This window comes from Pseudomonas sp. AC016 (genome assembly GCF_979253365.1).
On record NZ_CEEDCC010000001.1, the window covers coordinates 2,175,933 to 2,189,456 of the forward strand.

General features: G+C 58.4%; 10 protein-coding genes and 1 pseudogene. 8 read left to right on the forward strand and 3 right to left on the reverse strand.

Annotated elements, in window-relative coordinates; genetic code table 11:
* Window positions 1–244: 244 nt before the first annotated feature.
* The 8 genes and pseudogenes from AC0IXS_RS09670 to AC0IXS_RS09705 all read left to right on the forward strand — a co-directional run bounded on the left by AC0IXS_RS09670 (window position 245) and on the right by AC0IXS_RS09705 (window position 8,589).
* Window positions 245–1,407, forward strand: a protein-coding gene (locus AC0IXS_RS09670; protein ID WP_122690517.1) for an IS3 family transposase whose coding sequence is annotated in 2 segments (ribosomal slippage) — window positions 245–500 and window positions 500–1,407 — 1,164 coding nt in all. Because the reading frame shifts where the segments join, the coding sequence is not laid out codon by codon here.
* A gap of 6 nt (window positions 1,408–1,413) precedes the next feature.
* Window positions 1,414–2,469: pseudogene (locus AC0IXS_RS09675) on the forward strand (phosphoethanolamine transferase); the annotation flags it as partial.
* Window positions 2,470–2,670: 201 nt separating this feature from the next.
* Window positions 2,671–3,999: a UDP-glucose dehydrogenase family protein gene (locus AC0IXS_RS09680; RefSeq protein WP_057410126.1), complete on the forward strand. Its 1,329-nt coding sequence runs from the start codon at window positions 2,671–2,673 to the stop codon at window positions 3,997–3,999.
* Window positions 3,996–4,994, forward strand: a complete 999-nt coding sequence (locus AC0IXS_RS09685) for an SDR family NAD(P)-dependent oxidoreductase (protein WP_122672437.1) — start codon at window positions 3,996–3,998, stop codon at window positions 4,992–4,994. The genes AC0IXS_RS09680 and AC0IXS_RS09685 overlap by 4 nt, the downstream gene beginning before the upstream one ends.
* An 8-nt stretch (window positions 4,995–5,002) precedes the next feature.
* Entirely contained in the window at window positions 5,003–5,746 is a 744-nt protein-coding gene (locus AC0IXS_RS09690; protein WP_137202279.1) for a glycosyltransferase family 2 protein, read from the forward strand.
* A complete protein-coding gene (locus tag AC0IXS_RS09695) occupies window positions 5,743–6,027 on the forward strand; it encodes a lipid-A-disaccharide synthase N-terminal domain-containing protein (RefSeq protein WP_025995396.1) in 285 nt (94 codons plus the stop codon). Before AC0IXS_RS09690 ends, AC0IXS_RS09695 begins: the two co-directional genes overlap by 4 nt.
* Complete coding sequence (locus AC0IXS_RS09700) at window positions 6,027–7,553, forward strand: ArnT family glycosyltransferase (RefSeq protein ID WP_414709245.1); 1,527 nt, start codon at window positions 6,027–6,029, stop codon at window positions 7,551–7,553. Before AC0IXS_RS09695 ends, AC0IXS_RS09700 begins: the two co-directional genes overlap by 1 nt.
* A gap of 43 nt (window positions 7,554–7,596) precedes the next feature.
* Window positions 7,597–8,589, forward strand: coding sequence for an SdiA-regulated domain-containing protein (locus tag AC0IXS_RS09705; RefSeq protein WP_471826215.1), 993 nt, complete (start codon window positions 7,597–7,599; stop codon window positions 8,587–8,589).
* Between the two features lie 33 nt (window positions 8,590–8,622).
* On the opposite strand, the gene AC0IXS_RS09710 is transcribed toward AC0IXS_RS09705, so the two are convergent.
* From AC0IXS_RS09710 to AC0IXS_RS09720, 3 genes are all read right to left on the reverse strand, one after another.
* On the reverse strand, window positions 8,623–9,564 hold the full coding sequence (locus AC0IXS_RS09710; protein ID WP_025995399.1) for an AEC family transporter: 942 nt from the start codon (window positions 9,562–9,564) through the stop codon (window positions 8,623–8,625).
* Window positions 9,565–9,658: 94 nt separating this feature from the next.
* Window positions 9,659–11,233 carry an alkaline phosphatase D family protein gene (locus AC0IXS_RS09715; RefSeq protein ID WP_471824471.1) on the reverse strand — a complete coding sequence of 525 codons (1,575 nt, stop codon included), beginning with the start codon at window positions 11,231–11,233 and terminating at the stop codon, window positions 9,659–9,661.
* A 548-nt stretch (window positions 11,234–11,781) separates the two neighbouring features.
* The gene (locus tag AC0IXS_RS09720; protein WP_191954794.1) at window positions 11,782–13,524 is read right to left on the reverse strand and encodes a PTS fructose-like transporter subunit IIB; all 1,743 of its coding nucleotides are present in this window, start codon (window positions 13,522–13,524) and stop codon (window positions 11,782–11,784) included.

Below are 13,524 nucleotides of genomic sequence, written 5' to 3' on the forward strand. Positions count from 1 at the left end.
TTTGACTGGCATAGTTTCATATGCGACGCCTGTCAGTTTTCTAGAGATGGTATGGATGGCTCAAAATGGGGTTTACTCTTTAAAAAATATAAAATCGACTGCGGTGAGTAATTAAGGACAGAAGGAGACGCCTCATGGATCTATATACGAAAAAAGGCAAGCCCCTTCAAATATCAGGTTGTAGTGGTCTAATGATTCCGGACACTCATTTAGGCGAGAATATCGCCAGATATAGAGGTGTCTGATGACCAAGCAACGCCGTACCTTCTCCGCTGAATTCAAACGTGAGGCCGCAGGCCTCGTGCTCGATCAAGGTTATAGCCATGTCGAAGCTTCTCGCTCGCTTGGAGTGGTCGAGTCTGCGCTGCGTCGCTGGGTTAGCCAGCTCCAGCAGGAGCGCAATGGCGTAACGCCTCAGAGCAAAGCCCTGACGCCCGAGCAGCAGAAAATTCAGGAGCTGGAAGCGCGCATCGCTCGTCTTGAGCGGGAGAAATCCATTTTAAAAAAGGCTACCGCGCTCTTGATGTCGGAAGAACACGAGCGCTTGCGCTGATCGATCAGCTAGGTGCCCATGAGCCGATCGAATTGCTGTGCGAGATGTTCGAGACACCTCGCTCGTGCTACTACGACCATTGCCAGCGGCGTCGGGCTCCAGACACCGAGCGGGTTCGTTTACTCAGTCGAGTCAATGAGCTGTTCGGGCAAAGTCGAAGCGCTGCTGGCAGCCGCAGTATCGTTTCGGTATTGCAGGAAGATGGCGAGCAAATTGGTCGGTTCAAGGTACGTGGCCTGATGCGGGAACTGGGATTAATCAGCAAGCAACCTGGCTCTCATGCTTATAAAAAAGCAACAGTGGAGAGGCCTGACATTCCGAACATTTTGAATCGGGAGTTCGATGTACCCGCGCCCAATCAGGTTTGGTGTGGCGACATCACCTACATCTGGGCGCAAGGAAAATGGCATTACCTGGCGGTGGTTATGGATCTTTATGCGCGCCGGGTGGTGGGCTGGGCGTTTTCAAACAAACCGGACACGGACTTGGTCATCAAGGCGCTGGACATGGCTTATGAACAACGCGGCAAGCCTCAGGGCCTGCTGTTTCACTCAGATCAGGGCTCCCAATATGGGAGCCGACAGTTTCGCCAGCGGCTTTGGCGATACCGCATGCGCCAGAGCATGAGTCGCCGAGGTAATTGCTACGACAACTCGCCGATGGAGCGTGTATTCCGCAGCTTGAAAACCGAGTGGATACCCGCCGTGGGCTACATGACGGCCCAAGAGGCACAGCGGGATATCAGTCATTATCTGATGCATCGCTACAACTGGCTTCGGCCACACCAGTTCAATAATGGACTGGCACCCGCTCAGTACGAGAAAAAACTTAACGTCGTGTCCGGGATCAGTTGACCACTACACCTTCGTGAGAAGGTGGTCTCCGCTCAGAAACCTTTTTCAACCATTGCCGAAGACGCAAAGCTGAACAGCGCCTGGGCGCAACATTCGCGAAAATCGCTAACGGTTCTTGTCGTGGGCGAAAGTGCGAGGGCCGACAATTTTGGACTGCTTGGCTATAACCGGGATACCACCCCCGAACTGCGCCGCCAGCCGGGAGTCATTGCGTTCAGCGATGTGCAATCCTGCGGTACAGAGACGGCCGTGTCGGTGCCATGCATGTTCTCGAACATGGGTCGGCAAAACTACAATCCAGCCACGGCCAAGAATCAGGAAGGGTTGCTGGATGTACTGAAACGCGCCGGCGTGGATGTGATTTGGCGGGACAACCAGTCCGGCTGCAAAGGCACCTGCGACCGAGTGACCTTTGAAGACGTAAGCAATCTCGACGACCCTGCGTTATGCCTTGATAACGAATGCCGCGACGAAATTCTGCTGCAGGGTCTACAGGCGCGCATCGATAACCTCGAAAAGGACACCGTGCTGGTGCTTCATCAAATGGGTAGCCACGGCCCGGAATACTTCAAACGTTACCCAAAAAAATTCGAGAAATTCACACCTGTTTGCGAAAGCAACGCGCTCAACAATTGCTCGCGAGAAAGCATCGTCAACAGTTACGACAATACGTTGACCTATACCGATCATGTCTTGTCCAGCCTGATCAATGTCCTGCGCAGCAATCAGGAAAAAGTCGATACGGCCATGTTGTATCTTTCAGACCATGGCGAATCACTGGGGGAATACAACCTGTTCCTGCATGGCACTCCCTACATGCTGGCGCCTATCCAGCAAAAGCATGTCCCTATGATCACCTGGTTCTCTGAAAACTATAAGAAGTCGTTCGCCATCAACTCAGACTGTCTGGAAAAGAAGCGCGACTCGGCACTGAGCCAGGACAACCTGTTTCACTCAATGCTGGGGTTAATGCGAGTAAATACCAAGGCTTACGACCCCGCTCTGGACATGTTTGCAGGCTGTCGAAGCCCCCGCGAACAGGACGCATTGGCGGGGCAATAAACAGGACCTGATCTGCGCCTCTCATTTCGGGAGGTGTGAGACGACGCGCTCAAACTTCACACCACCAACCCTTATATGACAAACACGGTCATCTTTTCTTAACACATTTATGACATTCATCTTGCGCTACGTATACAGCACCCGGTGCTGGCATCTGAAAGCAAACCACGCTCATCGCTTCATGAGCAGAGGGAGCAGCGCATGAAAGTTACAGTGTTTGGAACCGGCTACGTGGGGCTTACCCAAGCCGCGTGTCTGGCGAAAGTAGGCCACACCGTGTGCTGTGTGGATGTGGACGAAAAACGTATCCAAACACTGCGTGAAGGCGCATGCCCGATATTCGAGCCCGGTCTTGCGGACCTTCTGCAAAGCGGTCTGGCTTGCCAACGGTTGCAGTTCACCACGAACGCTGCCCATGCCAGCCGCTTTGCCGAGTTGATATTCATCGCTGTCGGAACGCCGCCGCAAGCGGACGGCAGGGCCGATCTGAGCCAGGTGCTTGCCGTAATGCACACCGTGCTCCAGCACGCCGACGGTGCCCGGATCATCGTCAACAAGTCCACCTCACCCGTCGGGACGGTGGACCGCTTGCTCGCCGAAATCGCAGCCAGCCCGCGATGCGATGATGGTTTCGAAGTCATCAGCAACCCGGAATTTTTCAAGGAAGGCTCTGCGGTCGGCGATTGCCTGCGTCCGGATCGCATTATCGTCGGCGGTGCCAGTCAATCGGCACTGGAGCTCCTGCGTGAGCTGTACCAACCTTTCAGCCGCAACCGTGAAAAGTTTGTAGTCATGGATGCCCGAAGCGCTGAACTCACCAAATACGCAGCCAACTGCCTACTCGCAACCAAGATATCGTTCATCAATGAAATGGCCAATCTGGCCGAACAGGTTGATGCCGATATCGAGCAGGTTCGTCTGGGCATCGGGTCCGATCCGCGCATAGGTTACGACTTCATCTACCCTGGCTGCGGTTTCGGCGGGTCATGCTTTCCCAAGGACCTTCAGGCGCTGATCGGCACCGCCGCAGAACACGGTGTCGAGACTTCGCTGCTCAGTGCCGTAGAACAGGTCAACCGCCGTCAGAAGCACCGATTGTTCGAGAAGATCCGTACCCATTATCAGGGCGAACTTGCGGGTAAAGTCTTTGCCGTCTGGGGGCTGGCTTTCAAACCCAACACTGACGATATCCGCGAAGCCTCCAGCCACGCTTTGCTGGAAGCGCTCTGGGCCTCTGGCGCCAGGATTCAGGCCCATGACCCGCAAGCGATGCAAGCCATACGGCTTCATTATGGCGAACGGGATGACTTGAAGCTCGTCGAGTGCAAGGAACATGCGCTTGAAGGCGCGGACGCCCTGGTAGTGGTCACTGAGTGGCAGGACTACCGCGTTCTGAATCTGGACCGGCTCGGCACGACACTGCGCGACCGGGTCATCTTCGATGGCCGTAACCTGTTCGATCCGGCACAGCTACGGGAAGCAGGGTTTGTGTACCACGGCATTGGGCGCGGCCAGAGGGTCAACGTATGACGGTGCTCGTGACAGGCGCCGCCGGATTCATTGGCTTTCACGTTGCCAAACATCTGTGTGAGCAGGGTATTGAAGTTGTCGGCATCGATAACCTGAACGATTACTACAGCGTCGAACTGAAACATTCACGACTGGCCATCCTTGAGCGCATGCCAGGTTTCGTCTTCAAAAGGCTGGACATTACGGATGCAACGGGTCTGTCCACTCTGTTCGAACACCATACCTTCGAACAGGTCATTCACCTCGCCGCCCAAGCGGGTGTGCGCTATTCGATGGAACAACCCGACGCCTACATCCAATCCAATCTGGTCGGTTTCAGCAACGTGCTCGAGGCCTGCCGCCAGCACCGCCCCTCGCACCTGATTTATGCCTCCAGCAGTTCGGTCTACGGGGCCAATACGCGCCTGCCGTTTCGGGTGGAGGATGCCGTCGACAGGCCGCTCTCCCTGTATGCGGCCACAAAGCGCGCCAATGAGCTGGCGGCTTACAGCTACTGCCACCTGTACGGCTTGCGAGCTACCGGGCTGCGCTTTTTCACGGTTTACGGCCCCTGGGGTCGACCGGACATGGCGCTGTTCAAGTTCACCCAGGCCATGCTCCGCGACGAGCCTGTGGACATCTACAACCATGGTGAGATGGCGCGGGATTTCACCTACATCGACGACATCGTGGAAAGCATCTTACGCCTGCGTTTGCGCCCGCCTGAGCCAACGAACGGCGAGCCTGCACATCAGCTCTTCAACATAGGACGCGGCCAGCCCGTCAAGCTGCTGGAGTTCGTCGATTGCCTGGAAAAGGCGCTGGGCCTCAAGGCCCAGCGTCGCTATCTCCCTCTGCAGGCAGGCGATGTACTGCAGACCTGGGCTGACGTTACCGCCTTGACCCGATGGATCGATTTCCAGCCGCACGTCTCGGTCGACAGCGGCGTGAGCGCGTTCGTTGAGTGGTACCGAGAACATTATCAATCCGGGCCGTCTCCGCTATCTCTCCAATAAGGACCTCCATGACCACGCCCATTTTTCTTTCTGTCGTGATTCCAGCCAAGAACGAAGCGCAGAACCTGCCCGTCCTGATAAGGGAAATCTGTACAGCGCTCACTGAAGAGCATTACGAGATATTGGTGGTTGACGACGGCAGCGCGGATGAAACCCTGCACGTGCTGACAACGCTCAAGGAAAGCGGCCTTAAGGAGTTGCGTATCCTGCGCCATGAGCAATCACTCGGTCAGAGCACCTCGATCTATCACGCCGCATTGGCAGCCGAGGGTAACTGGCTGGCGACGCTGGACGGTGACGGCCAAAACGACCCTGCCGATATTCCGGGAATGCTGTCGCTGGTACGAGCCCGCCAGGAGCGTTCGGACTCCATCCAACTGGTCGCGGGGCACCGGGTCAATCGCCGCGATACGGCCAGCAAACGCTGGGCTTCTCGATTCGCCAATGGCTTGCGTCGTCGCCTTCTCAAGGACGCAACGCCGGACACCGGCTGTGGCTTGAAGCTGATCGAGCGAGCCGCGTTCTTGCGCCTGCCCTATTTCGACCACATGCATCGATTCATCCCTGCGCTCATTCAGCGGCATAACGGCCGGATGATCGTCCACCCGGTCAATCACCGCCATCGCCAGGCCGGAGTCTCCAAATACGGCAATCTGGACCGCGCACTGGTCGGCATTCTTGATCTGTTCGGCGTCTGGTGGCTGATCCGCCGAACACGTCTGAATGTTCCGGCACAGGAGCATCGCCCATGAAACCGGACAGCGAAACGCTCTGGCTGATCGTGGGCTTTGTAGGGCAGGCGGTCTTCACCGGCCGTTTTGTTCTGCAATGGCTGTACAGCGAATTCAAGAAACGCAGCGTCATTCCAGTAGGGTTCTGGTACCTCAGTATGCTGGGCAGCTCCATCCTGTTGGTCTACGCCATCTATCGACAGGACCCGGTATTCATCGCAGGTCAGTCCTTCGGTCTGCTCGTGTACTTGCGAAATCTTCAATTGATCAGCCGCCAGGCCAGCACGCCCAAGGAGCAGTGATGTTGCGAACTCCCTTTTCGCCACGCCTCGAAGGATGGTTGCTGGTCGCGTTGGCCGTCCTGCTGATCGGCGCAGGTCTGGGTATGCGCCAGCCGCAGAATGTTGACGAAGAGCGCTTTCTGGGTGTTGCTCTGGAAATGCTGCAAAACGGTTCGTGGTTCGTTCCGCACCGGGCGGCCGAGATCTATGCCGATAAGCCACCGCTGTTCATGTGGACGGTCGCCTTCTTCATCTGGCTGACCGGTAGCCCGAACATCGCACTTTATCTGCCCGGTCTCCTTTCCGCAGGCACGATCACCGCTGTCCTCTATGACCTGGGGAATCGGCTTTGGGAACGACGCATCGGTCGATACGCCGCCTTGCTGTTCCTGGCCACGTATCAAACCTACAGCATCCTGCGAACAGGACAAATCGACAGTTTCCTCTGCCTATGGGTCGCGCTGGGCTTCTACGGATTGGTTCGCCATCTGTTGCTCGGACCTGCCTGGGGCTGGTTTTACTTCAGTTGCGCAGCGATGGGCCTGGGCATCATCAGCAAAGGCGTAGGTTTCGTACCGGCCCTCATGCTGATTCCGTATGCCTACGCCGTGCGTAAAAACTGGCACGGTGTGGTGCGAATGCCTGGGCAGGCCGCACGTTGGGCGCTCGGCCTGCTGGTTACACTGCTTGCATGCTGCCTCTGGCTGGTGCCTATGGTGATCTCGGTCGTCCGTGACGGTTCGCCCGAAGGCTTTGCGTACCTTCATGAAATACTCTTGCACCAGACGGCCAACCGCTACGCCAGCGCATGGGACCACCGCGAGCCCTTCTGGTATTTCCTTGTCAACGTCATCCCTCAGTACTGGCTGCCACTGGTGTTCGCACTGCCTTGGCTCATCCCGGCCTGGCGCAGGCAATTGAGCAAGCAGGATGGTCGCGTACTGGTGCTGCTGGGCTGGGTCTTGCTGGTACTGCTGTTCTTCAGTCTTTCCAGTGGCAAACGCAAGCTCTACATCTTTCCGGCGCTCCCTGGCCTGGTCCTGGTCGCTGCACCGCTGGTGCCCTGGCTCCTGCGCCGCTGGTTTCGGGAACGCGTGTGGGCCCGGCGAATCGTCCCCACGGTCGTCGTTGTCTGGCTCGCTCTGTGGTTCGCCAGAGGCTTTATCGAGCCTGTCGTTGAAGGCGAAAACCCGCACAAGGAACTCATGGAGCAGGCAGCTGAAGTCACCCACGGGGCCGACCTGGTACTGGTCAATTGGCGTGAAGGACACTGGCTCTATGCGCGCCAGCCCATTGTGCATTTCGGCTTTGCCCACGCGCTGGCGAACGAGCAGGCGGCCAGTTGGCTTAGAGAGCACCCTGGCACCTTCGCGCTGGTGCCAGGCGAACTATTGGCCAACTGCTTCCTTCCAGAAAAAGCCCACCCGCTGGGCAAGACTTCCAGAGCTGACTGGTTCGTAGTCGATGCCCAGGCCGACAACGGCGTGTGCCGACCTGAACGCGCTCCGGAAGTGTATCGATTCGCCTGGAAACAAAATGCTCAATGACCGCAAGCCCCACTCGCCGCAACAGCAGGGAGCGCCTGAAGCCATGCTTCTGGAAAAAATTGAAACAAAACAGGCGGGCTGGTCGGGTCTCCCTCGACGACGAGTATCGTTCCTGCAGATGCTGTTCTTTGCAGCTGCATTCGCGCTGTTGCTGCTGGCGTACGCTGTATCGGCCCACTTTCAGATTCATCAACAGCTCTACTATTACGGCCTGACCTGGCTGAAAGGCAATGAGGCTCCCGAAAAAAACATCTGGTTGCCGGCCTTTAAGGTGGTCGTCGACGCAAAGCCCATCGATCCGGAGGTGGCCAATATCTCGGGAATCACTTACGACTACGACAACCATCGCCTGTTGGCGGTGACCAACAAAGGCCCGATGCAGCTGCTGGCGCTGGACATGAACGGAGACATACTCGAACGCTATCCGTTGATCGGCTTTGAGGACACTGAAGGGGTGGCCTACCTGGGTAATGGACGTGTGGCGCTTTGCGACGAACAGCTTCAACAATTGGATATCATCAAGGTGCCCGGGCAAGCGCGTCCGATTCAGGTCGAAGAGGCCGAATATATTGCGTTGGTGATCAATCCGAGCCTTCATAACAAGGGCTTCGAGGGGGTGACTTACGACCCGGCCAACGACCGTTTATTCGCGATCAAGGAGCGCGATCCACGCCAACTGTTCGAGGTTTCAGGCGTCTTGCGGTCCATTGATCAACATCGTTTGCAGATCAAGGTCGTGGATCGGCTGGACTGGATTAAAGAGAGTGTTGCGACACGCGACCTTTCGGATGGTCACTACGATCAGCGCACCGGACACTTGCTGCTGCTCAGTGACCAGTCACGCTCGATTACCGAGCTGGACGGCAATGGCCGGTTCGTCAGCATACGCTCACTCACGAGTGCATTTTCCGATCTTCGAAACAGCGCGCCTCAACCCGAAGGGCTGACGATGGATCAGGACGGCAACTTGTACGTGGTCAGCGAGCCGAATCTGTTTTACAAGTTCTCGAAAGCACCGACGCCACCTGCAAACTAAAACGGGTGTCTGACTACGCAGATGCCTGCTTTCTCAAATCCAGCCGCCCCACTGCAGAACAAATATCCCGATATTGGTCGTCACCGCAGCGGCCAGCGTCGTCAGCACAATGATCGCTGCGGCCAGCTCATAATTGCCATTGGCTGTGCGCGCCATGATGTAGCTGGCGGCGGCCGTCGGGCTGCCGAAGTACAGAAACAGAATCCCCAGCTCCGCACCGCGAAAACCTACCAGCCAGGCCGCGAAGGTGCACAGCACCGGCAGCCAGACCATCTTCACCAGACTGGCACTGACCGCCAGTTTTCCGCTCTTGCGCAACGAGGCCAGCGACAGCGTGCCTCCAATGCAGATCAGCGCCAGCGGCAATGTCATCTGCGCCAGAAGACCACCGGACGTCTCCAGCCATTTGGGCAGACCGATGCTGAAATAGGCGAACGGCGAGGCGACGAGCACGCTGATGATCAGCGGGTTGGCCAGCACGCTTTTGAACACACTCCACGGGTCGGATTTGATCACCGGGCTGTAGACCGCAAGCACCACGGTTGAAAGCGTGTTGTAGAACACGATGACCAATGCCGCGAGAATCGCGCCCAGGGAAATGCCGTAGGAGCCATACATGCTGGCGGCCAGTGCCAGGCCAATCACCCCGTTGTTGCCACGGAATGCACCCTGGACATAGACCCCGCGATCTTCATGCGGGCAACGCCAGATCGCCCAGCCCCAGGTGGCCGCGAAACTCAGGAGCGTGGCGACGCCAAAGAAGATAAGCAGTTTGGGTTGCAGCGCTGCGCGCAGATCGGCATGGATGATGCCCAGAAACAACAGCGCAGGCATGGTGACGTTGAACACCAGCCCCGACGCGGCAACGATGAACGCATCATTTATTGCGCGGATTCGCTTGAGGAACACGCCAAGAAACAGCATGGCGAACACCGGTGCGGTGATGTTCAGTGTTTCAAGAAAGATAGCCAGCATGCAACGCACCCGGTCCCGTCGATAGGTAGCTAATGATAAGCCACCCATGCCGGGTGTGTTGCAAGGATTTTCGGAAAACCGCCCACGCGAGGCGTCAGACGATGCGACTGGCCTCCACTACCGGCTGCAATTTACGCTCGAACACCGACATGCCATCCAGATCGCGCAGGGTCACAGTCATTTCGCCACTCTGGCCATCGATATTCACTTCGCCGAAAAACTGGAAACCGGCGAACGGTGAGGTGTTCTGCGCGGGCGGGGCCTTCTGGAACACCAGTTCGGGACCGAAGGTCTTGTCCAGCGTGTTTGGCCCGAAGCTGCCTGCGTTCAGGGGGCCTGCGACAAACTCCCAGAACGGGTCGAAATCCTGAAAAACCGCCCGATCCGGCTGATAGTGATGCGCGGCGCAGTAATGCACATCGGCCGTCAGCCACACGCAGTCACGAATCTTCTGCGCGCGCAGATACGCCAGCAGTTCGGCAACCTCCAGCTCACGTCCCAGCGCAGGGCCGTCATTGCCGTTGGCAATTGCTTCCCAGCGTGCAACGCCGGGGCTCACTTCGCCGTCCGGCACACCGAGACCGACCGGCATGTCAGCGGCAATGATTTTCCATTGCGCTCTTGAGCCCTTGAGTTCGCGTTTGAGCCAGTCCAGTTGTTCGCGCCCGAGGAAGGCGGTGGTCGGGCCCGGCTTGTCGGCCAGATTGGCATCGTTGCCATCCCGATAACTGCGCATGTCCAGGACGAACACATCCAGCATCGGACCGTAGGGAATCTTGCGGTAGATGCGCCCGCCGTTGTCGGCTTCCTGCAGGCGCAGCGGTGCGTATTCCAGATAGGCCTGACGTGCGCGGGAGGACAGCAACTGAATGTCCTTGACCTTGTAACGGTCATCCAGCTGTTTGTTTGGCGACCAGTTGTTGGTCACCTCGTGGTCGTCCCATTGCCAGATCTGCGGCACCTCGGCGTTGAACCGGCGCAGGTTCTCATCCATCAGGTTGTAGCGGTAGTTGCCGCGGTATTCGTCCAGCGTTTCGGCGACTTTGCTTTTCGCTTCGGTGATGAGGTTGCGCCAGATGCGTCCATCTTCGACCGTAATCTGCGCCGGGACCGGGCCGTCAGCGTAAATAGTGTCACCGCTGTGGATAAAAAAGTCCGGCAGGCGCAGGCGCATGGCTTCGTAGATGCGCATGCCGCCTACGTCAGGGTTGATGCCGAAGCCCTGCCCGACTGTGTCGCCGCTCCATACAAAGCGGATATTGCGTCGCTGTTGCGGCATGCTGCGCAGATGGCCGAACCACGGCTCGCTGGCAACGCCGCATTGCGCATCTTCGAACGACACGCGATAGAAAATCGTTTGATCGACCGGCAAACCGGTCAGCTCGACGCGCGCGGTGAAGTCGGTACGCTGATCGGCCAGCGCCGACACCACACGCCGAGGCTGCGTGAACATGCTGCGCGTGTCCCACTCGACGATCATGCGCGAAGGACGGTCGCTGCGACTCCAGACCATTGCCCGGTCGCCCAACACGTCGCCCGACTGCACGCCGTCGGTCATCTTGGGCCGGTCCTGCACCGACGCAATGACCGCCGGCGCAAGCCCCGGCAACAACAACCCGGCCCCGACGGCCTGAATGACACGGCGACGCTTGAGATCGAACTGGCTCACGGTTATCCCCTCGCAGACAGGCAAAAGAGCAACCTAGCAGGGGAATGTTGGGGGAGTGTGACAGTGATGCATCACTCGGCACCGATCGTGCCCATGCTCCGCGCTCAGCGTTATACACAAGTCCGCAAGACGCGCAAAACGGGGGGCAAAACGAAAGTGACTGACTGAATGCATACCCCGTGGTCGCAGCAAGACTCGGGTATAACGCTGAGCACAGGCGTGGGCATGATCGGCGTGCTTGAGATCACGCTGATCGTTCCTACGCTCCGCGTGGGAATGCCGCTCAGGACGCTCCGCGTCCGCTCTCGAATGTGGCGCAGATGTGTGCCCAAGCTCCAGCGTTATCCACGTCATGCGCTCGGCTCACTGAATCCGCAATCTGTGCCATTTGTGACGCGGAGCGTCACGGGAGGCATGCCCACGCGGAGCGATGGGCACGATCAGTGTCGAGGCCGACGTGTGTATAACGATGAGTACTCCGCGTGGGCATACAGCCCATGACGCTCTACGTCACATCAACAGCCTACGCAGAGCTTCCTGGGCGGGTTTCAGGCGCTGGCCGGGGCGACGTCCAGTTCGGCCACTTCTGGCCGCTTCAGCACCGCATACACCACGCCCGTCACCACGCTGCCTACCGCGATGGCCAACAGATAAAGCAGCGCATGGTTGATGGCGTTGGGGATGAGCATGACGAACAGGCCGCCGTGCGGAGCCATCAACTTGCAGCCGAAGTACATCGACAGCGCACCGGTCAGCGCTCCGCCAACGACACTCGCCGGGATCACGCGCAACGGGTCCTTGGCCGCGAACGGAATCGCCCCCTCGGAGATGAAGCACAGCCCCAGTACGAAAGCCGCCTTGCCTGCCTCGCGCTCGCTCTGGGCGAACTTGCGACGCGCCAGAAGCGTGGCAATGCCCATACCGATCGGCGGCACCATACCCGCCGCCATCGCGGTGGCCATCGGCGCATAGCTCTGCGAAGCCAGCAGGCCGACCGAGAACGCGTAAGACGCCTTGTTGATCGGTCCACCCAGGTCGACACACATCATCGCGCCCAGCACCACACCCAACAGGATGGCGTTGGTGGTGCCCATGCTGTCGAGGAACTGGGTCAGGGCTTCGAGCATGCCTGCAACCGGCTTGCCGACCACGTAGATCATCACCAGACCGGTGAACAGGCTCGACAGCAACGGGATGATCAGGATCGGCTTGAGCGCTTCGACACTCGCTGGCAGGCGTGCGTAACGATTGATCGCTGCGGCGCTGTAACCGGCCAGAAAGCCTGCCACGATGCCGCCAATGAAACCGGCACCCAGTGTGCTCGCCAGCAAGCCACCGATCATGCCCGGCGCAAGGCCCGGACGGTCAGCGATGGAGTACGCGATGTAACCGGCCAGCAGCGGCACCATCAGTTTGAATGCTGCCTCACCACCGATCTGCATCAACGCAGCCGCCAGCGTGCCCTGCTCCTTGAACGCGGTGATGCCGAACACGAACGACAGCGCAATCAGCAGACCACCGGCCACGACCATCGGCAGCATGAACGACACACCAGTCAACAGGTGCTTGTAAACGCCGGTCTTCTCTTGCCTGGCAGGCGACTTGGCCGCCGTTGCATCGGATTCGACCTGACCTTCTGCCAGCGCTTTCTTCAGCGTGGCGTCGGACTGTTTGAGGGCAATGCCCGTGCCGCAACGATAGATTTTCTTGCCGACAAAACGATCGGTGTTGACCTCGATATCCGCTGCCAGCAACACCACATCGGCGTCGGCGATGGCCTGCGGGCTCAATGGATTGCGTGCGCCAACCGAACCCTGCGTCTCGACCTGCAGGTCATAGTTCAGACGCTTGGCGGCCTGCTGGATGGCTTCGGCAGCCATGAAAGTATGCGCAACCCCAGTCGGGCACGCGGTGATCGCGACGATACGCGGCTGACCACCCGCGCTGCCAGCTGCTTCAGGGGCGGCAGCTTCTTGTGCAACATGGACCTGCGCGTCCTTGTTGGCGCGCTGCAGGAAGCCATCGACGTCCTGCAGGGCGTGAGACGGAGAATCCTGAAACAGACGCTTGCCGACGAAGCGGCCCAGGTCCACAGGTCCGGTGTTGACGACCAGCACCAGATCGGCGGCCTCGATGTCCTGCGCCGACAGTTGGCGATCCGGCTTGTTGGGGTCGATGATCTCGACGCTGGTTTCCCAGCCCTGACGCATCGCCGCCGCTTCGAGCAATCGTGCACTGAGTACGCTGCTGACCTTGCCATTCGGGCAGGCCGTTACTATGGCTAACTTCAT